The following is a 21578-nucleotide window of genomic DNA, read 5'->3' as shown; positions in this document are numbered from 1 at the left end:
CTCGGCAAAGGTGGTCTTCTCATGACCCTGGTAGGGGTGGTCCTCGCATGACGGTGAACGAGGCCGGCGCGGCCGGCGAACGGACGGATCCGCCCGCGGAGCGGGCGCGGAGCGGCGGACGGCCGATGAGGATCGCCATCATCGGCTCCGGGAACATCGGCACCGACCTGATGTTCAAGGCCCTGCTCTCCAAGCGGGTGGAGGTCGTCGCCCTGGCGGGCATCGACCCCGACTCCGACGGTCTGGCCCGCGCCCGGCGGCGCGGGGTGGCGACCACCCACGAGGGGGTCGAGGGCCTGGTGGCGCTGCCCGGCTTCGCCGAGGTGGACGTCGTCCTCGACGCGACCTCCGCCAAGGCGCACCCGCACAACGACCGGGTGCTCCGGGCGCACGGCAAGCGGGTCATCGACCTGACCCCCGCCGCCGTCGGTCCCTACGTGGTGCCCCCGGTGAACCTGGACGCCCACCTCGGCGAGCCGAACCTCAACATGGTCACCTGCGGCGGGCAGGCGACGATCCCGATCGTGGCGGCCGTGGCCTCCCGGACCCCCGTCAGGTACGCCGAGATCGTCGCCTCGATCGCCTCCAGATCCGCGGGCCCCGGCACCCGCGCCAACATCGACGAGTTCACCGAGACGACCTCCCGGGCCATCGAGAAGGTCGGCGGGGCCGCGCTGGGCAAGGCGATCATCGTGCTCAACCCGGCCGAGCCGCCGTTGATCATGCGGGACACGGTCTACTGCCTCGTCGACGAGTGCGACGAGGCCGAGGTGGCGCGGGCCGTACGGTCCATGGTGGACAGGGTCCGCGACTACGTGCCCGGTTACCGGCTCAAGCAGGACGTGCAGTTCGACCGGATCCCGGTGGGGGAGCCGCTGCCCACCGGCGAGCGGAACGGGGGGACCAAGGTGAGCGTCTTCCTGGAGGTCGAGGGCGCCGCCCACTATCTGCCCGCGTACGCGGGAAACCTGGACATCATGACCTCGGCCGCGCTGCGCACCGCCGAGCGGCTGGCGGAGGTGAACGCGTGAGACTCTACGTCCAGGATGTGACGTTGCGGGACGGCATGCACGCCATCCGGCACCGCTACACCACGGCCCAGGCCGCCCAGATCGCCGCGGCGCTGGACGCCGCGGGTGTGGCGGCCATCGAGATCGCCCACGGTGACGGCCTCGCCGGGGGCAGCTTCAACTACGGCCCGGGCGCGCACACCGACGACGAATGGATCGAGGCGGTCGCCGGGGCCGTACGGCGGGCGAGGCTGACGACCCTGCTGCTCCCCGGGATCGGCACCATCCACGACCTCAGGCGTGCCCACGCGCTCGGCGTGAGCTCGGTCCGGATCGCCACGCACTGCACCGAGGCCGACATCTCGGCCCAGCACATCGCCACCGCCCGCGAGCTGGGCATGGACGTGGCCGGGTTCCTGATGATGTCCCACATGGCCCCCGCCGGGGAACTGGCGCGGCAGGCCAAGCTCATGGAGTCGTACGGCGCGCACTGCGTCTACGTGACCGACTCCGGCGGCAGGCTGACCATGGACGGGATGCGGGACCGGGTCAGAGCCTACCGATCGGTGCTCGACGAGGACACGGAGATCGGCGTCCACGCCCACCACAACCTGGGTCTGGGCGTGGCCAACTCGGTCGTGGCGGTGGAGAACGGCACCTACCGGGTGGACGCCTCCCTCGCCGGGATGGGCGCGGGGGCGGGCAACTGCCCGATCGAGGTGTTCGTCGCGGTGGCCGACCTGATGGGCTGGGAGCACGGCTGCGACCTGCACGCCCTGATGGACGCGGCCGACGACCTGGTCCGGCCGCTGCAGGACCGTCCGGTCCGGGTGGACAGGGAGACTCTGACGCTCGGCTACGCCGGGGTCTACTCCAGCTTCCTGCGCCACGCCGAGGCGGCGTCGGCGCGCTACGGCGTCGACACCCGGACCATCCTGACCGAGGTGGGCCGCCGCCGGATGGTCGGCGGCCAGGAGGACATGATCGTGGACATCGCGCTGGACCTCCTCCGCGCGGAGGAGGGGTCGTGACCGACGTTCGCCGTCTCGCCGCGGTGCTCGACGAGGCCGCGCGTACGGCCCGCGCGGTGCCGCAGCCGCAGCCGGAGCCGGGCTACGACGTGGCCGCCGCCTACCGGGTTCAGGACGAGCTGCTCCGGCTCCGCCTGGACCGGGGGGACCGGCTGGCCGGGGTGAAGCTGGGCCTCACCAGCGAGGGCAAGCGCCGTCAGATGGGCGTGCACGACGTGATCTTCGGCCGGGTGCCGGAGTCGTCGGCCGTGCTCGACGGCTCACACGCCGACGTCTCGGGATACATCCACCCCCGGGTCGAGCCGGAGGTCGTCTACCTGATCGGCCGCCGCGTCGAGAGCGTCGCCGACGCCCTGGCGCCCGGCGCCGTCGCGGCGGTGGCCCCCGGCATCGAGATCATCGACTCCCGCTACCGGGACTTCCGGTTCTCGCTGCCGGACGTGATCGCCGACAACACCTCGGCCGCCGGATACGCGATCGGTCCCTGGCGGTCCTACGATTCCGCCCGGTGGAACCTCGGCGTCGTCTTCGAGATCGACGGCCGCCCCGTCCAGGTCGGCTCGACCGCCGCGATCCTGGGCGATCCGCGCCGGGCCGTGGTGGAGGCCGCGCGGCTGGCCGTACAGGTGGGGGTGGTTTTGGAGCCCGGGTGGATCCTGCTCGCAGGTGCCGCCACGCCCGCCGAGCCGCTCAGCCCCGGGGCCCATGTCCGGGTGGAGATCCAGCATCTGGGCTCGGTCTCGTTCACCGCCAAGGGCGTCGGCGGGGACACCGCCGCGGAAGCGGGGGACGCCGGGAAAGCGGGGAAGGCCGGGAAAGCGGGAAAGGCCGGGAAGACCGGCGCAGGCACGACCGGGGGCGCCGGGACGGGCGTCGCCGCGGGGACATCGGGGAGGACATCATGACCGGGGGGCTCGTCGTCACGGGCAAGGCCACACCGCGCGGGAGATTTCCGCACGTCAAGCGGGCCGGAGACTTCATCTACGTGTCCGGCACCAGCTCCCGCCGGCCGGACAACACGATCATCGGCGCCGAGGCCGACGAGTTCGGCACGGTCAAACTCGACATCGCCCAGCAGACCCGGGCCGTGATCGAGAACATCGCCGACATCCTTCGGGCGGCGGGGGCCGAGCTGAGCGACCTCGTGCAGCTCACCACCTACCTGGTCACCATGAACGACTTCGGTGGCTACAACGCGGTCTACGCGGAGTACTTCGACGAGACGGGCCCGACCAGGACCACCGTCGCCGTTCACCAACTGCCCCATCCACACCTGCTCATCGAGATCCAGGCCGTGGCCTGCAGACCGGAGGAGCGCCAGTGATACCCCCCATCGACTTCACCAAGTGGATCGACGAGCACGCCCACCTGCTCAAGCCCCCGGTGGGTAACAAGGTCATCTTCGAGGACTCCAACGACCTCATCGTGATGGTGGTCGGCGGGCCGAACGCGCGGACCGACTTCCACGTCGACCCGTACGAGGAGCTCTTCTACCAGGTCCGCGGCAACATGCACGTCAACGTCATGACCACGGAGGGACCGGAGACCGTCCACATCCGCGAGGGGGAGATGTGGCTGCTCCCGCCGAACCTGCCGCACTCGCCGCAGCGTCCCGAGGAGGGTTCGGTCGGCTTCCTGGTGGAGCGGATCAGGCGGGAGGGCGTGCTGGAGAAGTTCCGGTGGTACTGCCAGGAGTGCGACGCGGTGGTCCACGAGGTGGAACTCCAGGTCCGTGACATCGTGGCCGACCTGCCGCCGATCTTCCAGTCCTTCTACGACGACGAGAAGGCCCGCACCTGCGACAACTGCGGGGCGTTCCACCCAGGCAAGGGATAACCATTGATCATCGACGCCCACACCCACTACGTCCCGAAGGGCTGGCCGGACCTCGGCTGGGCGCAGGCGCCGAGGCTCCGGGTGGAGTCCGAGCGGGAGGCCATGATCCTGCTCGGTGACCGGGAGTTCCGCCGGATCGCCGACGACTGCTGGAACCCGTCGGTCCGCCTCGACCAGATGGACGCCGACGGGGTGGACGTCCAGGTCGTCTCGCCGACGCCGGTGTTCTTCTCCTACCAGCGCCCGGCGGCGCAGGCGGTCGGGGTCGCCAGGATCCTCAACGACCTGGCCCTGGAGATCTGCGCGTCCGAGCGGCTGGTGCCGTTCTGCCAGGTGCCGCTCCAGGACCCGGACCTGGCCTGCGCCGAGCTGGACCGGTGCCTGGCGGCGGGGCACGCGGGCGTCGAGATCGGCAACCACGTCGGGGACCGCGACCTCGACGACGAGGGGATCGTCCAGTTCCTCCAGCACTGCGCGGCCGTGGGCGCGCCCGTCTTCGTCCACCCGTGGGACATGCCGGAGAGCCCCCGCCTGCAGCGCTGGATGGCCCAGTGGCTGGTCGGCATGCCCGCCGAGACCCACCTGTCGGTGCTCGCCCTGATCCTGGGCGGCGTCTTCGACCGGATCTCCGACGACCTGCGCGTCTGCTTCGCCCACGGCGGCGGCTCGTTCGCCTTCTGGCTCGGCCGCTTCGAGAACGCCTGGCACCGCCGCAACGACGTGGTCGGGACCTCGGAGTTCCCGCCCTCGGCCTACCTGGAGCGGTTCAGCGTGGACTCGATCGTGTTCGACGAGCGGGCGCTGCGGCTGCTGGTGGACACCATGGGGGAGGACCGGGTCATGCTCGGCTCGGACTTCCCCTACCCGCTGGGTGAGTCGCCGGTCGGCTCCCTGATCGGAAACGCCGGGTTCCTGTCCGACACCGCCCGCGCCAAGCTGCTCGGCGGGAACGCCGCCCGATTCCTCGGCCGGTGACCCGTGCCGCCGTCCGGTACGGCGGGGCGGCACCGGGTTCCGTGTCCCGGAACCTCTGATGTCCCGACCTCCGCCGATGCCCGATGATGGAGAGGTCGGTAAGGCCCTAACCCGGAGATGATTCGTGACCCTCAGCCGTGCGGACTGCGTCGCCCTCGACGACGCCGATCCCCTGAAGCGTTTCAGGGACGAGTTCGTCCTCCCCGACGGAACGATCTACCTGGTCGGCAACTCGCTCGGCGCGCCGCCCAGAACCGCCGCGGCGGCGACGGCGGACGTCGTCCGGGAGTGGGAGCGGCGGCTGGTCGGCGGCTGGAACTCCGGCTGGTTCGACCTGCCGCTGACCGTCGGTGACCGCCTGGCCCCGCTGATCGGTGTCGGTCCCGGCCAGGTCGCGGTGGGGGAGAGCACCTCGATCACCGTCGTCAAGGCCGTCTCGGCGGCCCTGAGCCTGCGCCCGGAACGCCGGGTGGTCGTCTCCGATCCGACCAACTTCCCGACCGACCGCTACATGGTCGAGGGCCTGGTCAAGGCGCTGGGCGGCTACCAGGTCCGCGACATCGGGGACCTCGGCGACGCGCTCTCCGACGACGTGGCGTGCGTGCTGCTGTCGGAGGTGGACTACCGGACCGGGGACCGCTACGACACCGCCGAGGTGACCGCTCGGGTCCAGGCGGCGGGCGCGCTGATGATCTGGGACCTCTGCCACAGCGTGGGCGCCTTCCCGGTGGACATGTCGGCGGCCGACTTCGCGATCGGATGCACCTACAAGTATCTCAACGGCGGCCCCGGGTCCCCCGCGTTCGTCTACGTCCACCCCCGGCACCAGGCCGGCGCCGAGCAACTGCTGACCGGCTGGTACAGCCACGCGGCGCCGTTCGCCTTCGAGCCCGGCTACCGGCCGGCCGAGGGCATCCAGCGCTTCACCGTGAGCACCCCGCACGTGCTTTCATACGCCCCGCTCAACGCCGCGCTGGACATGTGGGAGCAGGTGGACATGACCCAGGTCCGGGCCAAGAGCGTGGCGCTGACCTCGCTCTTCATCGACCTGGTGGAGGAGCTCTGCGCGCCCCACGGCCTCACCCTCGTCTCCTCCCGCGATCCGGAGCGCCGGGGCAGCCAGGTCAGTTTCTCCCACCCCGACGGCTACCCGATCGTGCGTGCCCTGACCGACCGGGGTGTCCACGGCGACTTCCGGGCCCCGGACATCCTGCGTTTCGGCTTCGCCCCGCTCTACATCGGCTTCGCCGACGTCCACGACGCGGCCGTCACCCTGGCGGAGGTCCTGGAGAAGGAGCACTGGCGCGACGAGCGCTACCGGCGGCGCCTGGCCGTCACCTGACGGCAGGCGGTCCGCGGGACGCCTGCCGCACCGGCTTTCGCCCCGCGGACCGGACCGCGTCAGGTCAGTGCTGCCACTTGCTGTATCTGCGCACGAGAACCGCGGTCCTGGCCCGGCTGATCACTTCGATCTTCCTGCTGCGGGTCTCCTTGTCCACGTCGATCTTTATGCACTTCATCCAGACCCGGCGGGGCCCCAGCGGCGCGTCGAACCCGACATCCTCGGTGTCGTGTCCGTACTTGTCCTCGTTGAGACCGATGCCCAGCGCCGTACTGTGCCGCCTCACGCCCGCGTCGTTGAGGACCTTGGAGAAGACGACCGCGTCGGTCGCCTTCTTGGGACAGCGCACGATCAGCCGGACGTCACTGTCCTGGCGGGGGCGTCCCGGGGAGATCCGGAGCGAGGTGAAGAACTGGTCGTCCTTGATCTTGCCGGCGTTGACCGGCTCGACGGCCACGGCCAGCGGGTCTTCCGGGTCGGGGGCGGCCGCCACGGCGGTACCGCCCGTCCCCAGAATGAGAAGGGCGAGTGCCCCCGACCCCATAAGCAAACGCATGTACTCCTCCTGCCGGGCGGCTGCCCGATCGTTGGCGACGTGCCGTCATCGGGCGACGGGCACGCAGATGACGTCGGAGGGTTGGCGAGCGAAGGTGACCCGTACGCAATCAACCCACCGCGTCCAGGGGGGAGTCGTCTTAGTATGCGCACTACGTCACAGCAGAAGAGCGGACGCCACGCCGACTTGGTGCTCATCCCGTTCAGTGGTGTTCGCAGGTTTCGTTCCTGAAAGTCCCCCGGCTCGGCCGGAATCCTCGGCGGGTGGTTCCGACGTCACGGCGGTGCCGGTGGCCGGCCGCGCTGGACGAGCCGCCTCCGGCCCGCCCGTGCGGAGTCGATGACGGCCGGTCCTTCGGCGGCGAGCCGGCGGGGCGTTGCACGGGCCGCCTCCGGCCCGCCCGTGCGGAGGAACACGGCGCTAGCCGGGAGCGTCGAGCAGGGCGACCAGCCTCCTGGGCGCGACGGCCCGATAGCTCTCCTCGACCCAGTCGAGGAGCACCTCCGTCTCCGGGAGCTCGCCCAGCAGCGGGATCGTCACCCACCCCGCCTTGCCGAGCCCGTATCCCGAGGGCCTGATCCCCTCCAGGGCCAGCGCGTGGCCGTTCGACCGGGGCAGCTTGACCCCGACGTTCGGGCTCCACTTCTCCGTCGGTCGCTCGACACCGAGGAAGAGGAAGATCTTCTTGTTGACCTTGACCACCGTCTCGCCCCACGGATGGTCCTCATACGTCTCCGGCAGACGCAGCGCGAACTCAAGCAGCGTCTGCCGGACCTCATGCCACTTCTCCGGGCTTCCCGCGTTCCCCGGGCTCTCCGCGTTCACGTTCTCCACGAGGCCCATTGTGCGCCGGGGCACCGACAGTCACGGCACGCCAGCGGCCGAGCACCCGGTCGACGGCCGTCCGGATCCGGTCCCTGGCCTCGGCCCTGGGCACCCCCGACATCAGCAGCCGGTCGTAGTCGGTGTCGAGATGGCGCACCGAGGCGACCACGGCCAGGGTGATCGCCTCGGTGCCGAACACCCTGGCCGCGGCGGTACGGCCCACCCGGCCGCTGCCCCGCTGCCCGGCGTGCCGGGCGATCTCCTCGGCCCGCTCGGGCGGGCAGCCGGGAAACAGCCGGACGATCTCCCGGGCCATCCCCGCCTGGAACTCCACATCCTCCCCGGCCCGCCGTTCCCGGTCACGCTCCCTGCGGCGCAGCCGTACCTCCTCGTCGGCCAGGCACCGCTCCTCGGCCAGCGCCAGCGCGGTCTCCTCGACCAGGATGCCCAGCCGCTCATAGCGTTTGCGCCGTGAGTTGAACCTGACCACCACGGCGGCCAGCCCGCTCTCCTTCTTGGCGCGGCGGCTGAGCGCCGCGTCGCCCGCTGGCAGGAAGACCAGATGGTCCAGGTCCGCGCAGGTCAGGCAGTACGGCCCGGCGTTCTCCATGATCAGATAGGGGCCCGAGTCGCCGCAGCCCGCGCACTCCCAGGGCTGCTGCGGCTCCACCGCCACCAGGTCGGGTGCCTTGCTCTGCCGTTCGGCCAGCTGCCGCCGCCGCGCCTCGCTCATGTCGGGTGAGATCCAGTGGACCCGGAAGGCGCCGTCGTCCCCGTCGGTGAGGAAGCGCAGCTCCCCCCGGTCCCGGCCGCCGGAGACGTAGGCGGTCTCGCCCGGCGTCAACCCCTTGGCCAGAGCCCAGCCCCGGAGCACGGCCACCGCGGCGGCCATCTTGGCGCCGTCCACCGCCGCGAGCTCCTCCAGCGTGGCGGCCCGGCCCTGCCGCCAGGTGTCCACATGCCTGGCGTGCAGCCAGCGGACCCCGGTCAGCACGTCGAGCGCGGTGACGAACTTACGCTGCGCGAGCGCGGCCTCCGCCGCCTCCACGATCCGCCGCTCCATTTTGCTCACCCCGCCAGCCTGCCGTACTGGAGCCTCTTCAGGGGGGGACGTTCCGCGCTTCCGTCCCGGCCAGGTCGATCACGGGCCTCACGCGGCGCCCAAAGGCCGGCACCGGGCCGGACGGAGCCTTTGATCCGGCCGCGTGTTCAGGCGGCTTCGGCACCGTGGCCGGTGGCGATCGTGTCAATGTGGCGCGCGAGTTCGAAATCCTTGGCCGTGAGGCGGTTTCCGGCGTCGTGAGTGGTGATCGCGAAGCGGATCCGCTGCCAGGTGATGTGAATGTCAGGATGGTGGCCGATCTCACGGGCCTTGGCCGCGACGTACATCGCCATGTGCACACACTCGTGGTATGAGTGGGCGAATGTCCGGGTAATGGCCTGACCCTCGCGCTCCCATCCCGGTAGCCCGGCCAGATGGGCCACGATCTGTTCCTCGGACAGCGGCTGAGGGGTCATCGGCACCTCCATATCAATGGGGTCAGACGAATTGAGAGAGGATCTCATCCAACTCCCGGCCGGGCGCAGTACCTGCCCAGGCAGTCGCGCGGCGGGGAATGGCTCGGAGCTCCTGACGCAGCCTCGCCGACCCGGTGCCCTCGACGATCGCCGCCGTGGCTGACGCGATCTGGACAACCCGTTCCGGTTCGGGGATCGAGGCAAGAGCACCGGCCTGGCGCGCCCAGAACACTCCATTGTCGCGCCGTGCCGCCTCCGGCACCGTGCCGAGAATCCGGTCCCAGAGCGCGACCGCCTCCCGGTAGGCGCCCAGCCGGAGATAGGCGGTCGCTCGCTGGACATCGATATATCCGGGGGTACGGCGGCAGGCGTTGCCCCAGGGGTGTTCGTCGTCGACCTGATCCACAAGCTCGGCCGCCTGGTCCAGCAACCGGTCCACCAGGTCCTTGTTCTTGACCGGCAGCATCGAGTTGCCGTGCGCTTGGTGGACCAGCGCAAGTATTCGAACTTTCGGGCACAGCTTGCCCTTGTCGTTCGAGGCAGCCTCTGCGTAGTCGACAACGGTGCGCCCCTCGCCCACATCGATCGCGAGCATCGCTTTGTTGGTGAGGGCGTAGCTGATGAGCTGCGGATCCTGAGACCGATGAGCCATGTCCAGGGTCAGTGCCCGCCAGAACCCGGACCGGTTGAGGTCACCAGCGTCCTGGTACAGCCAGCCGAGCAGTGCCGCGTATGCGACACCAGCGCCCAGTAGGCCACGACGCACCGGCGTGTCGGCCGCATGGGCGAGTTCCTTGATGAGCTTCGCCTGGGTCGTGACGGTTGGAATGAGATGGCGAGGACCGAGCCACATGTCAGCTCTGTAGTGGCCGGGAAGCTGTTCGAGAAAGTACATGACGAGCTCCGGAGCTACAGGGCCCTGGTGAGGCGGGTAGGGAATGAGGTCGATCGTAGTCAGACCCGTCTCCAGAATGTCACGGCACTTCGGCTTGGCCGTACCGAAGAGCTCGTCCTTGGGAATGCCGAAAGCTGTGGCGTAGGCGATGGTCCAGTCGCGAGGAAAGTGCTTACCTCTCTCCCAGTCGCGAATCTGCCGCGCCAGGGATTCGACGGACCCGTGGTCGTGGCCGGCGGCGCGGATGAGCTGGCGTGCCATTTCACATTTGTTCCAGTGGCGCGCCTCGCGCTGAGCCTGCAACCGCATTGCCCACGGCGGACGCTGTTGTCGGGTCATCGCTGCACCAATCGCCTGGCCAGGGTGCCCGGAGACTTCAAGTCTCCGGGTGGTTCTCCGCCATTCTCCGCCTCCCGCTACGGAGTGCGCACGACTTCACTAACAGTGTGACCGAAAGACACGGAGAGCGGCGGTGCCCTGACAGATCGCAAAGCCCTTCGGACAGCCTCGCCCCGAACTGGCGAGGTGGCGCGGCTCACCAGACGTCGCGTCGTCGAATCCCCGAATGAAAGCGAACCCGCCCGGCGCTTGCGACGACCGGGCGGGTCCTCGACCGGACATTGGAGGTCCGATCCATGCACGATGGTAGATACGCGATGCCCGAGTCCGCGACGTCGGTGATCCCCGGTTGGCGGGTGATCCGCAGCGATGCCGGACGCTACTGGGCCAGCCGTGTGCGGCCCTTCACCACCGAGCAGCTGAACCGTACCGACGCCTACCGCACGGTGGACGCCGACACCTTCGACGGCCTCCGGGCCGAGGCCGCCCGCCAGGAGGAGGCGGCCGAGGCGGTGACGTCATGATGTGGCGCCGCGACCCTCGCGACTCCCACACCTCCGGCCGTCACCGCGCCGGGCAGGCCCGCACCTCCGTGGTGCATCGCCGGTTGTGGGACGGCCCGGCCCGAGCCCAGGCCGAACGGCTGGCGCAGGCGTGGCCGAGCTGGACCGTGCTGTACGGCGTGGGCAGTCGCCGCTTCTACGCCCTGGCCGCCTGGGCGACCTCCGAGCCGCTGATGGTCGACGCCACCACGTCCGAGGAACTGGAGGCTCGGATGTACGAGGCGGTCATGGCCGTGGCCACCCGCCGGGAGACCCCTCTCACCGCCCCGATATCTCCGGCGCTCCCGGCACTCCCGGTGCCCCAGAGCAGGCGCGGCGGCGCTCCTTCCCCGGCATCCGCCGCCGCGCCGCACCACCTCCGGCGTCCCCACCGGAGAGCCGCATGACCAACCCGCGAGCAATAGCAGACCCTCGTCGGAGCCCACCGGACACTCCCGTGCTCATCCGCTGAAAGCCTGGCCGGGGAACCGGCCAGGATACGGGCCCTCCAGGTCAGGCCGGTGCACACCGTGCGCCTGATCTTCCCCCCCATGAGCCGGTGCGGCGGCGTCACATCCCAGGGGGCCGCCGCACCCACCGTCGTACGGCCCGGCTTGAGGGGGGCCGGGCCGTACAGACGCTGGGTTTCACGTGCAACAACACCGCATACCGGCCGGTGATGGACGCGATGAAGCTGCTGGAGCAGTACGCCGAGGTCGACGGCAAAAGCCGCTTTCGCGGCGAGGCCGACACGGTGCCGATGGACGGCGTCGTACGCAAGGACTGGCACGAGGCCCTCGTCGACGACAGGGGAAGGCCGAGCGGATCGCGGACGAGCCGTGCGTGCTGGTGGCGCTGCGGGACGTGATCCGGCGCTGTGAGACGTACGTCCAGGGCGGATGCGGTGGCGCAACCCGGAGGACGACCTGCCCGGCGACCTCGGGGCACCTCACACCGGGCAGACGACCCCGGTACCCCCGATGCCGCAATAACCACTACGTGCACATGACATGAGACGCGTCCTCGATCTCGTGTTCAGAGCCGTTCGGGCAGGAGAGTGAACGCGTCTACATGCCGGGGGCGCACGACAGTGAAATGACGGCGATCGAGTGTGACCACCTCGGTCAGGCCAAGCCGCTCAGCCACCGCGATCACGGAGGCGTCAACAGCGCCCAGGGGAAGGTTGGCGTACACCTCCACAAGCTCGCTCATCCGGTCCAGATCCTCGGTGGTGACCTCGACCAGAACGAGCCCGGCCCGAAAGGAGCTGAGAAACGCCGCCTCCGCCTTGCTTCCCTGCCGTCTCTCTATGAGCTGGCAGACTTCCGTAACGACCGTCGTGGGAACGAGAAGCGGACCGGGGTGGCTCCGCAGCAGCCTGGCGCAGGGTTCGTGATACCGGTCCCGGATGTTGACCGCTGCAACCAAAGGCCCCGAATCAATGACGATCACAAAGAGTGATTGTCCTCCGAGCACAAGATCTCTTCAGAGCGTTCCGCGAAATCCGGCTCGGCCTCAAGCATCCCGATGAACGGCAGGTCACGGACGACAGGCCGCTCGTCGAGCTGGTCACGCACGAGGCGAAGCAGAGGTGCCACCTTCTCCTCGGGCAGGCGGTCCACCAGGTGGTGAAGTTCCTCACGCATCACACTCATGCATCGAGTGTAACCAGGCGATGCTCAACACACGGGGTCTCACCGCGATGCGGGCCGAGCGATGGAACGACCTGCATGCGAGAACCGGCGGCGCTGGAGGGCTACTCCCCGGCCGGGAGCAGGCCCATCTGGCAGGCACCCCACTGGGATGGGTCACCCAGCTTCACGTTGGTGCCGCCGACACCGCAGTAGCCGTTGGGCACCTGAACAAGTACTACTGGTTACTACTGGTGACAGCGGTTTGCTTCAGCCGGCAAATCATTCTCACCGTCACCCCGGCCTCGGCGGCCCGCTAACCAGCTCGGAGGGCGGCGACCGACTCGACCAGACCCGCTTTCTCCAAAGCATCAAGCACATCGTCCACAGCCTCCGGCGGGCTGACCCGCGAGTCCGCGATCTGCTGAACACAGGCCCAGACCACTCGTCCATCCAGATCGATCTGGTCCAACACGAAGTCATCGGGAGACTTGGCCTCGATCTCCCAGGGCGCCAAGTGTTCCGAAGGAAAGTCCCTGAGATTCGACGTGACGATGACCTGTGCTCCTCCCTTGATCGCCGCAGCAAGCACATGCCGGTCATCCGGGTCAGGTAGCTTCAGTCCCTCGATAAGGGGTTCGTACCCCTCGACCAGGCAGTCTCGGACCGCAGAGTTCATGAGCAGGCGAAGCTTGCCCAGTTTCTCCTCTGGAATGTCTGGACGATCTGCGGCGAGGTTACGCTGCATTTCGTCGAGGATCCTGCTGGTCCACTTGGCTTGGAGCCGTCCCGTCATGGCTAGGCGGATGAGCAGGTCGCGAAGCGTGTTGCCATAGAGCACGTTCGCGTCATAGACCACCACAAAGCTCATGATCAGATGCCCAACTCCTGGCCTAGCGCGGCAAGTTGATCGGCAGCCGTGCGGCGCTTTGCGTCATCGCGGCGTTTGTACTCCTGAAGGTCCTCATATGTGATACGCCTGTGCTTGCCGACCAAGCGGAAGGGAATCTTTCCCTCCTCCAGAAGCTTGATCAGGTGGGGGCGCGAAACGTTCAGCATGTCCGCTGCCTGCTGGGTTGTCAGCTCGGCGTGAGAGGGGATGACCGTCACCCCTCGCCCTTCAGCCGCCTGGGCAAGGATGAAGGCCAGCAGGCTCACAGCTTCCCGAGGCAAGATCAATGGGTCCTCAGTACCGTGTTCCCCGACAACACGGATGGTCGGCTGCTCGTGAGATCGCATGAGGTAATCCTTGATACGGCGTACAGCACGGCCGGCCATCTCAGGATCGATACTTCCGGGGCGTACTCGCTTGGCCTGCACGTCTGTCATCGCCATACCTCCTTCTCACAGTATCCGCAACAAACGAAATAAACGCAAGCAGTGACGGCAAGCATCTGGATTGCCGACTGATCCGCACCGCATCCACATCTGGATCAGGTGCCATAGTCACCGATGAGCGGCACCGGCATGGCCGCGCTGCTGCACGTCCTCACCGAGCCGTAGGCAAGGGCTGGAGTCCGGACAGCCGATACGACGGACGACCTCAGATCAACTATGGCCGGACAGCAGAGCACCGTGAAACTACTCCTCGGTGGGATCAAGCCCGTCTGGCAGGCCCCACCCCGACGGGTCGTCCAGCTTGACGTTGGTGCCGCCCATCATGCATCGCCAGGTGGCCTTGGCCTTCAAAGCCCGACGACCTTGACGGTTTTCCCACAGAGCCTGCTCATGTCGTCTTCGTCGGAGGTGAGGATGAGAACCGGTCTCACCGCACGGAGCGCCGTAGCGGCCACGACGGCGTCGATGGCGTACTTATGGCCGTGAAACCGGTTGCTACGCAGCAACTCGATCGCACGCGAACAGATCTCCTCGGTCACCGGCTCGATCCTCAGCCGCGACAGGTGCCATGCGAGGCGATCCCTTTTCACACGCACGTCTTGGGCCTCGATCGGCGTCATCGCACTGACGACGACCCGAAAGTCGTTGTCCTGCGCCTCCCGTACGATGGCGGTCACCCGCCGGTCGGCCTCACACCACTTGACGAGCCCCTCGCAGTCCAGGACGACGGTGCCCGCACTCAGCCTGCTTCGTGCGCGCGCCACCCGTCCTCCTCCAGGAACTCGGGCGCGGACTTCACACTGCGGAACAACTCGGCCGCCTCATCACGAAACGCCTGCGGAATCGGCCCCGAGGCTGCCTCGTTCGCCTGCAGTGCCTCCTCCAGAAGATCACGCTCAATCTGACGCTCCACTGCCGCGTCCACGTACGCGGAGAATCCACGCGCTCCGACACGTTCCCTGACCGCCTGGATGTTCCCCGAGCGCAGGGAGACGCTCACCTTGGCCGCCGGACCATCCCCTGGCCCAAAGTCCCGCTCAGGCATGCTCATACAACTAGTTTACTACTCAAAGTAGCAATTCATCTTGATGTTGAGCCCACTTCTCCGTGATCGTTGGCCCTGTCGGACAGGACCACCCCGATGGGTCACCTAACTTGACGTTGGTGCCGCCGATGCCGCAGTAGCCATTCGACTCTTTGGACAGGTACTGCTGGCGGTAGCGGTGCGCTTCGGGCACCAGATGGTGATCGGGAGTCGATCTTTACTCACGAAGTTTGCGGAGTCGCCGCGCCAGGTCGGGGATGTCCTCCAACTCGCCCGTCGCCACGGCGATGACGAGCCTTTCGGCTTCGTCCACGTCCCGGTACTCCAGGATCTCCCCGTTGTCCTTCAGAAAGGCGACAGCCGCCGCCCAAGCGAGCCGCTTGTTACCGTCCACCAGCGGGTGCCCGATCAGAACGCTCTGCATCAGAGCCGCCGCCTTCTCCCACAGGTCCGGATAGGCGTCATCGCCGAAGACGGTGGTCTGCGGGCGCAGCACCGCCGCGTGCAGTTGGCCGCCATCGCGGAGAAGGACCTCCGGCAGCACCACCTCAGCCAAGGCAAGGAGGTCTGAGGTGGTCGGATAGAGCGTCATCGAGCGAGCCGCTCAAGCAACTCCCGGTCCCGTTCAGCGATCTTCCGGCCCATCGCCTGGTAGCGTTCCCGCCTCCGTCGGGCGATGTACTCCTCGATGGCCACCACCATCGCCGAGTTGACGCTCTGCGCGTCACCGCCGGCGATCTGCTTGATCTGCTCGTACACCTCATCCGGCAGCCGGAGCCGTGTCTCAGCCATACGATCGACGGTACCACTTTTTGGTACCACCTCTCGGTGACATGAGGCCTGCAAGCCCCGTTCCTGCGAACCGGTCTTGCTTCAACAGGAGCACCCATGGTGCAGCGTGGCAGGCGGGGCCGCCTCAGGCTGGGCATGAGCCCCGGCGAGCACAAACCGAACGGAGCGCCTCCGCCAGCCCGCACGGGCGCCGGTGCCCCGGCCGACTCGCCTCCGCCTGGATCGCTTGAGGGCGATGACAAAGTTACCCGGGCAGATATCGTCCACGCCCCGAAGGCGCGCGAGTCGCACCGGGAAAGTCGGCACCACTCCTCTGTCGGCACCAGACCCGTCTGACAGGCGTTCCACTCAGACGGGTCACCTAGTTTGACGTTGGTGCCCCCGATGCCGCAGTAGCCGTTCGGGATCTCGAACAAGCCTTACCAGCGTTTCTCATATTCTCGACAATGAGAGTGAAATGTCCAGTTAGGTGTCAGTTTTGACGCTTGCCAAGTATGGTGCTGGCCATGACTGAAGCCGTTGAAGCGATCGGGCGATTATTGACCGGCCTGCTGGCCCTTGGGTTTTGGGTCGCGCTTGCGTATGGATTTGTTCGCTTTGTTCTCTGGGTCCTGAATTTCCGCCCCTCCCAACCTCAAGTACATGACGCGCCACCAGATCCGACCTGGCAGTCGCGCCCACATCCTGGGGATATCTGGTGGGCCGACGTGCCGTTCTCCGATGGCACGGGCGGAAAAGTCAGGCCGTGCTTAGTGATTCGCACCCATCTTCAGGGCATAGAGGTTCTGAAGATTACGAGTCAGGACAAATCGCATCGAGCCAGCTGTGTCACCATCCCCACCGCTCACTGGGATCGACGGGCACGAAAGGACAGCTGGCTCGATCTCGGTGCCTCGTACTTCATCAATGATCACGACTTTCGGCGACACGCCGGCACGTGCGACGACTGGACCTGGTCGCTTGTGAGACGCCGGCACCGGACAGGTTGGGTTTACTCTCTCGACCTTGAGCAGTGATCCTGTCCGGTGGGGCTTTGGATCCTCGTCGGTCATGCGCCGGAACGGCCGGGTCTGGAGCACGGTACGACTGCCCTGGGATAGCCGTGCCCGTAGGCATTCCCCGCCGGAGGTCAGGTTCACCTATCAGGCGGCACCGTGCCACCAATGCCGCAATCGCACCTTTCGGGGCTGCCCCGTACGCACACGAGGCCGCAGACGATAGCAACACGGTAGGAGGCGGATGGCGTCCAACACGTGCGTCGCCGGAGACGGGAGGCGGCGACACCAAGCGTCCCCGCTGGGATGGGTCACTCAGCTTGACGTTGGTGCCTCCGCTACCGCAGTGGCCATCGAGGTTCGGAAAGCTACCGCGGTCTGGACGAGAGATCACTTGGTTGGATTCCCGCCTCCGGTTTCAGCCGTGGGTGTCTTTCGGGTGACGGGGAGGCGTGGACGATCCAGACAGTGCGAGTGGCGTCATCGATGACATGGCGGACACGCCCGCCACTGGTGACCTCGAACTCCCACTGCTCCAGATCCCTGCCGTTGTGACGATGAGTCGCGAGGTCGCCGCGTAGGCGATGTTGCCGCTCGTGGTCCGCTCGTGAGCGGGGATCGGCGCGCGGTGCCTCGAAACATCGGCGTGTGTTGCCCAGGGCGTGACGGCACAACTCCTCCCACCCCCTGACCGCGTCGCGGGCACCGAACCGGATGTCCCATTCGTCATCCGGGGGCGGGACCGTGACCCGGTCACCGCGCTTCGGGCTCACGCTGAACCTCTACCGGCCCGTAGTCGCCGCTTGTGGCCTTGCGGGCCTGCGCGTAATGGGCGGGGTCGGCCTTGATCCGGGCGGTCGCCCGCCAGCCCGCGATGACTTCCCGCGTGGTGACGTCGACGTCGAGTTCCGCGGCGTCGGAGAGCGCCTCCACCAGTTCGAGGGTGAAGGCGCGCAGTTCGGTGGAGGTGAGGTGGCGCACCCAGGGGAAGACTTCGGGCATGGCGATGACCAGCGTGCGGGCGGTCGGATCGTGCTTGATGAGCGCGAGGAACAGGCGGGATGCCGTAGCCAGCGTCTGCTCGCGCCGATCCTCACGGTCGGCGGCGGTCAGGTAGAAGTCCGGGGCATCGCGGTGGGTGACGCGTACTCGTCCGAGGCGCGCGGCGCGTTCGGCGACGGCTCGGGGGTTTCTCGACAGGTCCGAGAAGGTGACGGCGTCGGCGTTGCTGGTGCTCACCTCGCCATCGTAAGTCAGAACACGTTCTGAAGTTGGTGAACCGCGGGAGGAGTGTCACTTAACCATTCGGACGGCCTGCCACCCGTGCTGTCGCACGAGACTCGCCGTGGGTCGTGCCGACGGGGGCCGCTTCCGGGCTGACGTCCTCGTCCTGATCGGCATCGGGCGGACGGTCGTCGCGGGTCCGGTCGGCTCCGGGGGTGGGAACGGGGTGCCGTGCCGGTGCCGGGCGCCGAGGATCAGGTGAGCACGCCGTTCGCGCCGGAATCGCGGACCGGTAAGAAGCCGCTGGTCTTTATGGTCAGAGGAGACGGCATGATGACGCGCGAAATCCGGCGTATCGTCGATCTGGCGAGCGGAGCGGAAGCGGTGTCCCCCTCCTTGGTGACCATTTTCACCTACTCGCCGGTGTCGAGTTCCGCGGCACCGCCGTGAGGATTCTGGGGGCAGTGATCGTTATGGGGGCGGCCGTCGGTCAGGACACCGGCCGATGGCCAGAAGTGAGGGGAAACCGGTGAGAGCCGTCAAAAAGCCTGCGAAGGCCAAGGAGTCGAAGGCGGAACTCAGCTACGAACTGCTGCGTTCGCGAATCCTCGACGGCACCTACGGGCCTGGTTACCGCCTGGTCATGGACCAGCTCGCCAGGGAGACCGGGGTCAGCACGATCCCGCTGCGCGAGGCGGTGCGCAGGCTGCAGTCCGAGGGACTCGTCGAGGTCGTGCGCAACATCGGTGCCCGGGTGGCCGTCTTCGACTCCACGCAGGTGGAGCACTCCCTGCATGTCCTGGCCCGGCTGGAGGGCTACGCCACCGCGATCTCCGCCCCGTTCATGACGCCGGAGCGGATCGAGGCGGCCAGGGAGATCAACGCCCGGATGGTCGAGGCGCTTGAGGAGTTCGACCCGGCGTCGTTCACCACGCTCAACCGGAGGTTCCACTTCTCGATCTATCAGCACTGCCCGGACGAGCACCTGTGTGTCCTGCTGGAGCTGGAGTGGGCGCGGCTGGACCACATGCGCCGCTCGACCCTCACCTACGTGCCGGGGCGGGCCCGCCGTTCTGTGGTGGAGCACGAGCACATGCTGGATCTCATCGCGATGGGTGCCGAGCCGTCGGAGATCGAGCGGGTGGCCTGCGCCCACAAGATCGCCACCGCTGACGCGCTGCGCGGCGCGCACGTCGCGCCCCAGACGGTCTAAGCCGGTCGACCCCGGAGGTCGGCCCGGGCGCAGGTCCCAAGGCGCGGTCCCGGCCACGGTTCCCGGGGCGGTGGAGGCGTCCGTCTTCGGCGGCCCGCCCCTGGTCACCCGCCTCTGACCGTCTCTCCCCGGCGGGCCGGCCTCTAACCGGATGGAAGCCGGATGGAAGCCGGATGGGGCGAATGGGTTAGGCGGGTGCGAGGGGGTTCGGGCAGGTCTGGACAATGGGGTTGGTGGGTTTCTCGCCCGCCGTACGAGAACGAGGCCCGGCGTACCGTGGGGGTGCGCCGGGCCTCGCCGTCTCAAGGATCACACCGGCGGCGCGATCGTCTCCGCCGAACCTGTGGGGTACGTTTTGCCGCCGGTCATGACCGTATCCCCGGATACGGAGTCACGGCGGGGTTCATCGGGCACCATTTCAGCATCGCACTGGACACCTCATTTCACCCCGCATAACGTACATGGAATCGGATATGATTTGCGGGTGTCTGTCCCTCGGAGAGGGCGCCCGTGCCACCGGAGGTAACGATGCCCCCGCATCCCGCGGTGCAGAGAATGGTCGACGACGTCAGGGTTCAGGATCGGAGTGCGGCCCTCCGGCCTGACGCGGCGGCGATGCGCGAGGGATTCCGTGACGCGGGGGAGGGCTACGCCGACGCGCTCGCCGAGGACGGCGGCCGGGTCGAGGTCGTCCGTCACCACCGCCTGATCAACGGCTTCTTCGGGCCGTCCGTCATCGAGCCTGGGGAGGCGCGCGACGCGCATGACCAGGTCGTCGCGGCTCCGCGGTCCGCCTCCGCGATACGCCGTCGATGAGCGGCGAGGTCCTCGTCCCGAGGAAGGTCCGCGCCACCCGCGACGAGATCCCGGCCGTTCACGATGTCTCGCCCGGCGCGGTCGCCGCAACCCTGAGGGCGGACGGCCACGATGTCTCGCCCGGCGCGGTCACCGCGGCCCTGAGGGCGACCGGCGCGGGTGAGACGGCCCCGTTGTACGGCCCCGCCGCCCTGACCTCGGCCGCTGTGGGAACGGTCCATAAGGGCCTCGCGGGCACGAACTCGCTCATCGGGCGGTGCGCGAACCCGGCTCCGGAGAACGGCGCCGACGCCCATGTGCCAAGCAGACGCGACTCGTCCGGACGGCCCGCGCGGCGGTGACCGTTCTGGACTTCGGACACACCGTCGCCTCCGGACCCCTGGGACGTCCTCGACGGTCCGGCGACCGTGGCGGCGTATCCCGGGACGGCCGACGCCTTCATCCCCCATCGCCTGACCCCTCCCAGCCAAGGAAGTGCAGAAATGAAGTGTTCCCTCACCAATGTCGTCGCGGTCACCACCCTGGCCCTGGCCGGTACCGCCTGCACCGGCGACGGTGGCTCGGCCGATGACCCGATCAAGGTTGGTTCGATCAACGGCCTCACCGGCCCGTTTCAGGCGCCCGAGGTCCCTCAGGCGGTCAGGGCCGTCTTCGAGGAGGTCAACAAGACCGGCGGCATCGGTGGTCGCAGACTTGAGCTCGTCAGCAAGGACGACGCGATGAACCCCCAGCGGTCCACCGAGGTCGCCCTGGAGCTTCTGGAGACCGAGAACGTCGTGGCGTTGGTCGGCTCCTCCAGCGGGGTCGACTGCGGGCTCAACCGCACGACCTACAGCAACGCCGGGGTCGTCTCCGTCCCGGCCGTCGGCGTGGACACCGCATGCTTCACCAGTCCGAACATCGCCCCGGTCAACCCCGGCCCGTCCAAGCTGATGACGACGATGCTCTACTACGCCTCGGAGACGCTCAAGAACGACAATGTCTGCCTGTACTACACGGTGGTGCCGGGCAGCCGCGGCGACATCGACGCCGCCGTCAAGGAGTGGACCGACATCACCGGCAAGGAGCTCACCGTCAAGGACATCTCCGTCGGCGAGGGCGACCCGACCCCCTACCTGGCAGCCGCCAAGGCCGCCGGCTGCCAGGCCATCCTCTACAACGCCGCGGCCGGCCCGTGGCTCGCCCAGGCCCAGGCGCAGGGCATGCGGGACGTCGACTTCATCATGGGCGCCGGCGGTTACACCGACGCCAACGCCAAAGTCGTCCCCGAGGGCGTCAACGTCTACGCGGGGGCCGAGTGGCAGCCGTACACCGACGAGACGCTGCCGGGCAACAAGCGCTGGGCGAAGATCGTCAACAGCAACAAGATCCGGAAGACGGCGTTCAGCCAGGGGGCCGTGATGTCGGCCGATCTGTTCGTCCAGGTGCTCAAGACGATCAAGGGCGACATCACCCGCGAGTCGGTGACCGAGGCGTTCAAGAGCATGAGGCCGATCCGATACCCGATGGTGGGCACCCCGTGGATCTTCGGCCCCGGCGACGCGCACAGCCCGATCCAGGGCAGCCGGTTCGTCAAGGCTGAGAACCGCAGGTGGCGGGTCCTTTCCGAGGGCTTCGTCGTCCCGGGCAAGAACTGAGCCCATCGGGGCTCCGGG

At 68.1% G+C, this 21578-nt stretch carries 31 protein-coding genes; 17 read left to right on the top strand and 14 right to left on the bottom strand.

What is annotated here, in order from left to right; translation table 11 throughout:
• Window positions 1-125: 125 nt before the first annotated feature.
• The 7 genes from ABZ194_RS08560 (at window position 126) to kynU (ending at window position 6194) form a co-directional block, all read left to right on the top strand.
• On the top strand, window positions 126-1031 hold the full coding sequence (locus tag ABZ194_RS08560; RefSeq protein ID WP_355593927.1) for an acetaldehyde dehydrogenase (acetylating): 906 nt from the start codon (window positions 126-128) through the stop codon (window positions 1029-1031).
• Window positions 1028-2041, top strand: coding sequence for a 4-hydroxy-2-oxovalerate aldolase (gene dmpG / locus ABZ194_RS08555; RefSeq protein WP_355593813.1), 1014 nt, complete (start codon window positions 1028-1030; stop codon window positions 2039-2041). The genes ABZ194_RS08560 and dmpG overlap by 4 nt, the downstream gene beginning before the upstream one ends.
• The gene (locus ABZ194_RS08550; RefSeq protein WP_355593811.1) at window positions 2038-2946 is read left to right on the top strand and encodes a fumarylacetoacetate hydrolase family protein; all 909 of its coding nucleotides are present in this window, start codon (window positions 2038-2040) and stop codon (window positions 2944-2946) included. Before dmpG ends, ABZ194_RS08550 begins: the two co-directional genes overlap by 4 nt.
• On the top strand, window positions 2943-3365 hold the full coding sequence (locus ABZ194_RS08545) for a RidA family protein (protein ID WP_355593809.1): 423 nt from the start codon (window positions 2943-2945) through the stop codon (window positions 3363-3365). The genes ABZ194_RS08550 and ABZ194_RS08545 overlap by 4 nt, the downstream gene beginning before the upstream one ends.
• The gene (locus ABZ194_RS08540) at window positions 3362-3877 is read left to right on the top strand and encodes a 3-hydroxyanthranilate 3,4-dioxygenase (protein WP_355593807.1); all 516 of its coding nucleotides are present in this window, start codon (window positions 3362-3364) and stop codon (window positions 3875-3877) included. Before ABZ194_RS08545 ends, ABZ194_RS08540 begins: the two co-directional genes overlap by 4 nt.
• A gap of 3 nt (window positions 3878-3880) precedes the next feature.
• The gene (locus ABZ194_RS08535) at window positions 3881-4852 is read left to right on the top strand and encodes an amidohydrolase family protein (protein WP_355593805.1); all 972 of its coding nucleotides are present in this window, start codon (window positions 3881-3883) and stop codon (window positions 4850-4852) included.
• Window positions 4853-4976: 124 nt separating this feature from the next.
• Window positions 4977-6194: a kynureninase gene (gene kynU, locus ABZ194_RS08530; protein ID WP_355593803.1), complete on the top strand. Its 1218-nt coding sequence runs from the start codon at window positions 4977-4979 to the stop codon at window positions 6192-6194.
• 64 nt (window positions 6195-6258) lie between these two features.
• Here kynU and ABZ194_RS08525 read toward each other — a convergent pair whose 3' ends face one another.
• The 5 genes from ABZ194_RS08525 to ABZ194_RS08505 form a co-directional block, all read right to left on the bottom strand.
• Window positions 6259-6750, bottom strand: coding sequence for a hypothetical protein (locus ABZ194_RS08525; protein ID WP_355593801.1), 492 nt, complete (start codon window positions 6748-6750; stop codon window positions 6259-6261).
• Between the two features lie 420 nt (window positions 6751-7170).
• A complete protein-coding gene (locus ABZ194_RS08520; RefSeq protein ID WP_355593799.1) occupies window positions 7171-7584 on the bottom strand; it encodes an MmcQ/YjbR family DNA-binding protein in 414 nt (137 codons plus the stop codon).
• Entirely contained in the window at window positions 7526-8638 is a 1113-nt protein-coding gene (locus tag ABZ194_RS08515; RefSeq protein ID WP_355593925.1) for a DUF2293 domain-containing protein, read from the bottom strand. The genes ABZ194_RS08520 and ABZ194_RS08515 overlap by 59 nt, the downstream gene beginning before the upstream one ends.
• Before the next feature lie 146 nt (window positions 8639-8784).
• Window positions 8785-9105 (bottom strand): 4a-hydroxytetrahydrobiopterin dehydratase, encoded by a 321-nt coding sequence (locus ABZ194_RS08510; protein ID WP_355593797.1) that lies wholly within the window; start codon window positions 9103-9105, stop codon window positions 8785-8787.
• A 10-nt stretch (window positions 9106-9115) separates the two neighbouring features.
• A complete protein-coding gene (locus ABZ194_RS08505; protein WP_355593795.1) occupies window positions 9116-10327 on the bottom strand; it encodes a hypothetical protein in 1212 nt (403 codons plus the stop codon).
• A 296-nt stretch (window positions 10328-10623) separates the two neighbouring features.
• On the opposite strand from ABZ194_RS08505, the gene ABZ194_RS08500 reads away from it, so the two are divergent.
• The 3 genes from ABZ194_RS08500 (at window position 10624) to ABZ194_RS08490 (ending at window position 11737) form a co-directional block, all read left to right on the top strand.
• Entirely contained in the window at window positions 10624-10851 is a 228-nt protein-coding gene (locus ABZ194_RS08500; RefSeq protein WP_355593793.1) for a hypothetical protein, read from the top strand.
• Window positions 10848-11276, top strand: a complete 429-nt coding sequence (locus ABZ194_RS08495; RefSeq protein ID WP_355593791.1) for a hypothetical protein — start codon at window positions 10848-10850, stop codon at window positions 11274-11276. The genes ABZ194_RS08500 and ABZ194_RS08495 overlap by 4 nt, the downstream gene beginning before the upstream one ends.
• Before the next feature lie 152 nt (window positions 11277-11428).
• Entirely contained in the window at window positions 11429-11737 is a 309-nt protein-coding gene (locus ABZ194_RS08490; protein WP_355593789.1) for a hypothetical protein, read from the top strand.
• A 167-nt stretch (window positions 11738-11904) separates the two neighbouring features.
• Here ABZ194_RS08490 and ABZ194_RS08485 read toward each other — a convergent pair whose 3' ends face one another.
• Entirely contained in the window at window positions 11905-12321 is a 417-nt protein-coding gene (locus tag ABZ194_RS08485; protein ID WP_355593788.1) for a PIN domain-containing protein, read from the bottom strand.
• Window positions 12318-12524 carry a hypothetical protein gene (locus ABZ194_RS08480; protein ID WP_355593786.1) on the bottom strand — a complete coding sequence of 69 codons (207 nt, stop codon included), beginning with the start codon at window positions 12522-12524 and terminating at the stop codon, window positions 12318-12320. Before ABZ194_RS08480 ends, ABZ194_RS08485 begins: the two co-directional genes overlap by 4 nt.
• Window positions 12525-12544: 20 nt before the next feature.
• Here ABZ194_RS08480 and ABZ194_RS08475 point away from each other — a divergent pair, with 20 nt between their 5' ends.
• Window positions 12545-12820: a hypothetical protein gene (locus ABZ194_RS08475; RefSeq protein WP_355593784.1), complete on the top strand. Its 276-nt coding sequence runs from the start codon at window positions 12545-12547 to the stop codon at window positions 12818-12820.
• Here the strand turns inward: ABZ194_RS08475 and ABZ194_RS08470 are convergent.
• The 6 genes from ABZ194_RS08470 to ABZ194_RS08445 all read right to left on the bottom strand — a co-directional run bounded on the left by ABZ194_RS08470 (window position 12817) and on the right by ABZ194_RS08445 (window position 15675).
• Window positions 12817-13371, bottom strand: coding sequence for a PIN domain-containing protein (locus ABZ194_RS08470; RefSeq protein ID WP_355593782.1), 555 nt, complete (start codon window positions 13369-13371; stop codon window positions 12817-12819). The genes ABZ194_RS08475 and ABZ194_RS08470 overlap by 4 nt on opposite strands.
• A gap of 2 nt (window positions 13372-13373) precedes the next feature.
• Window positions 13374-13829, bottom strand: coding sequence for a helix-turn-helix domain-containing protein (locus ABZ194_RS08465; RefSeq protein WP_355593781.1), 456 nt, complete (start codon window positions 13827-13829; stop codon window positions 13374-13376).
• Between the two features lie 356 nt (window positions 13830-14185).
• Window positions 14186-14602, bottom strand: a complete 417-nt coding sequence (locus tag ABZ194_RS08460; protein WP_355593779.1) for a PIN domain-containing protein — start codon at window positions 14600-14602, stop codon at window positions 14186-14188.
• On the bottom strand, window positions 14578-14889 hold the full coding sequence (locus ABZ194_RS08455) for a hypothetical protein (RefSeq protein WP_355593777.1): 312 nt from the start codon (window positions 14887-14889) through the stop codon (window positions 14578-14580). Before ABZ194_RS08455 ends, ABZ194_RS08460 begins: the two co-directional genes overlap by 25 nt.
• Before the next feature lie 211 nt (window positions 14890-15100).
• Window positions 15101-15475 (bottom strand): type II toxin-antitoxin system death-on-curing family toxin, encoded by a 375-nt coding sequence (locus tag ABZ194_RS08450; protein WP_355593775.1) that lies wholly within the window; start codon window positions 15473-15475, stop codon window positions 15101-15103.
• The gene (locus tag ABZ194_RS08445) at window positions 15472-15675 is read right to left on the bottom strand and encodes an Arc family DNA-binding protein (RefSeq protein ID WP_355593772.1); all 204 of its coding nucleotides are present in this window, start codon (window positions 15673-15675) and stop codon (window positions 15472-15474) included. The genes ABZ194_RS08450 and ABZ194_RS08445 overlap by 4 nt, the downstream gene beginning before the upstream one ends.
• 506 nt (window positions 15676-16181) lie before the next feature.
• Here ABZ194_RS08445 and ABZ194_RS08440 point away from each other — a divergent pair.
• Entirely contained in the window at window positions 16182-16691 is a 510-nt protein-coding gene (locus ABZ194_RS08440) for a type II toxin-antitoxin system PemK/MazF family toxin (protein ID WP_355593770.1), read from the top strand.
• A 732-nt stretch (window positions 16692-17423) separates the two neighbouring features.
• On the opposite strand, the gene ABZ194_RS08435 is transcribed toward ABZ194_RS08440, so the two are convergent.
• On the bottom strand, window positions 17424-17909 hold the full coding sequence (locus ABZ194_RS08435) for a hypothetical protein (RefSeq protein WP_355593768.1): 486 nt from the start codon (window positions 17907-17909) through the stop codon (window positions 17424-17426).
• A 222-nt stretch (window positions 17910-18131) separates the two neighbouring features.
• Between ABZ194_RS08435 and ABZ194_RS08430 the strand changes: the two genes are divergently transcribed.
• The 5 genes from ABZ194_RS08430 to ABZ194_RS08410 all read left to right on the top strand — a co-directional run bounded on the left by ABZ194_RS08430 (window position 18132) and on the right by ABZ194_RS08410 (window position 21560).
• Window positions 18132-18344, top strand: coding sequence for a hypothetical protein (locus tag ABZ194_RS08430; protein ID WP_355593766.1), 213 nt, complete (start codon window positions 18132-18134; stop codon window positions 18342-18344).
• Between the two features lie 79 nt (window positions 18345-18423).
• Window positions 18424-19107, top strand: coding sequence for a GntR family transcriptional regulator (locus tag ABZ194_RS08425; protein WP_355593764.1), 684 nt, complete (start codon window positions 18424-18426; stop codon window positions 19105-19107).
• Window positions 19108-19635: 528 nt separating this feature from the next.
• On the top strand, window positions 19636-19923 hold the full coding sequence (locus ABZ194_RS08420) for a hypothetical protein (RefSeq protein ID WP_355593762.1): 288 nt from the start codon (window positions 19636-19638) through the stop codon (window positions 19921-19923).
• Window positions 19920-20264, top strand: coding sequence for a hypothetical protein (locus ABZ194_RS08415; protein WP_355593760.1), 345 nt, complete (start codon window positions 19920-19922; stop codon window positions 20262-20264). Before ABZ194_RS08420 ends, ABZ194_RS08415 begins: the two co-directional genes overlap by 4 nt.
• Window positions 20265-20405: 141 nt before the next feature.
• Entirely contained in the window at window positions 20406-21560 is a 1155-nt protein-coding gene (locus ABZ194_RS08410; RefSeq protein WP_355593758.1) for an ABC transporter substrate-binding protein, read from the top strand.
• Window positions 21561-21578 lie beyond the last annotated feature (18 nt).

Source organism: Streptosporangium sp. NPDC006007 (assembly GCF_040614315.1).
In the GTDB taxonomy this organism is placed as follows: domain Bacteria; phylum Actinomycetota; class Actinomycetes; order Streptosporangiales; family Streptosporangiaceae; genus Streptosporangium.
This window is presented reverse-complemented; position numbering and strand designations above follow the sequence as displayed.

What these genes read in the sequence shown, in the direction of transcription:
- ABZ194_RS08560 (WP_355593927.1), top strand. Translation starts at nt 126, where the DNA reads ATGAGGATCGCCATCATCGGCTCCGGGAACATCGGCACCGACCTGATG.
- ABZ194_RS08545 (WP_355593809.1), top strand. Translation starts at nt 2,943, where the DNA reads ATGACCGGGGGGCTCGTCGTCACGGGCAAGGCCACACCGCGCGGGAGA.
- ABZ194_RS08525 (WP_355593801.1), bottom strand. Translation starts at nt 6,750, where the DNA reads ATGCGTTTGCTTATGGGGTCGGGGGCACTCGCCCTTCTCATTCTGGGG.
- ABZ194_RS08515 (WP_355593925.1), bottom strand. Translation starts at nt 8,638, where the DNA reads ATGGAGCGGCGGATCGTGGAGGCGGCGGAGGCCGCGCTCGCGCAGCGT.
- ABZ194_RS08510 (WP_355593797.1), bottom strand. Translation starts at nt 9,105, where the DNA reads ATGGAGGTGCCGATGACCCCTCAGCCGCTGTCCGAGGAACAGATCGTG.
- ABZ194_RS08505 (WP_355593795.1), bottom strand. Translation starts at nt 10,327, where the DNA reads ATGACCCGACAACAGCGTCCGCCGTGGGCAATGCGGTTGCAGGCTCAG.
- ABZ194_RS08500 (WP_355593793.1), top strand. Translation starts at nt 10,624, where the DNA reads ATGCACGATGGTAGATACGCGATGCCCGAGTCCGCGACGTCGGTGATC.
- ABZ194_RS08495 (WP_355593791.1), top strand. Translation starts at nt 10,848, where the DNA reads ATGATGTGGCGCCGCGACCCTCGCGACTCCCACACCTCCGGCCGTCAC.
- ABZ194_RS08480 (WP_355593786.1), bottom strand. Translation starts at nt 12,524, where the DNA reads ATGAGTGTGATGCGTGAGGAACTTCACCACCTGGTGGACCGCCTGCCC.
- ABZ194_RS08475 (WP_355593784.1), top strand. Translation starts at nt 12,545, where the DNA reads ATGCTCAACACACGGGGTCTCACCGCGATGCGGGCCGAGCGATGGAAC.
- ABZ194_RS08470 (WP_355593782.1), bottom strand. Translation starts at nt 13,371, where the DNA reads ATGAGCTTTGTGGTGGTCTATGACGCGAACGTGCTCTATGGCAACACG.
- ABZ194_RS08465 (WP_355593781.1), bottom strand. Translation starts at nt 13,829, where the DNA reads ATGACAGACGTGCAGGCCAAGCGAGTACGCCCCGGAAGTATCGATCCT.
- ABZ194_RS08455 (WP_355593777.1), bottom strand. Translation starts at nt 14,889, where the DNA reads ATGAGCATGCCTGAGCGGGACTTTGGGCCAGGGGATGGTCCGGCGGCC.
- ABZ194_RS08450 (WP_355593775.1), bottom strand. Translation starts at nt 15,475, where the DNA reads ATGACGCTCTATCCGACCACCTCAGACCTCCTTGCCTTGGCTGAGGTG.
- ABZ194_RS08445 (WP_355593772.1), bottom strand. Translation starts at nt 15,675, where the DNA reads ATGGCTGAGACACGGCTCCGGCTGCCGGATGAGGTGTACGAGCAGATC.
- ABZ194_RS08440 (WP_355593770.1), top strand. Translation starts at nt 16,182, where the DNA reads ATGACTGAAGCCGTTGAAGCGATCGGGCGATTATTGACCGGCCTGCTG.
- ABZ194_RS08420 (WP_355593762.1), top strand. Translation starts at nt 19,636, where the DNA reads ATGCCCCCGCATCCCGCGGTGCAGAGAATGGTCGACGACGTCAGGGTT.
- ABZ194_RS08415 (WP_355593760.1), top strand. Translation starts at nt 19,920, where the DNA reads ATGAGCGGCGAGGTCCTCGTCCCGAGGAAGGTCCGCGCCACCCGCGAC.
- ABZ194_RS08410 (WP_355593758.1), top strand. Translation starts at nt 20,406, where the DNA reads ATGAAGTGTTCCCTCACCAATGTCGTCGCGGTCACCACCCTGGCCCTG.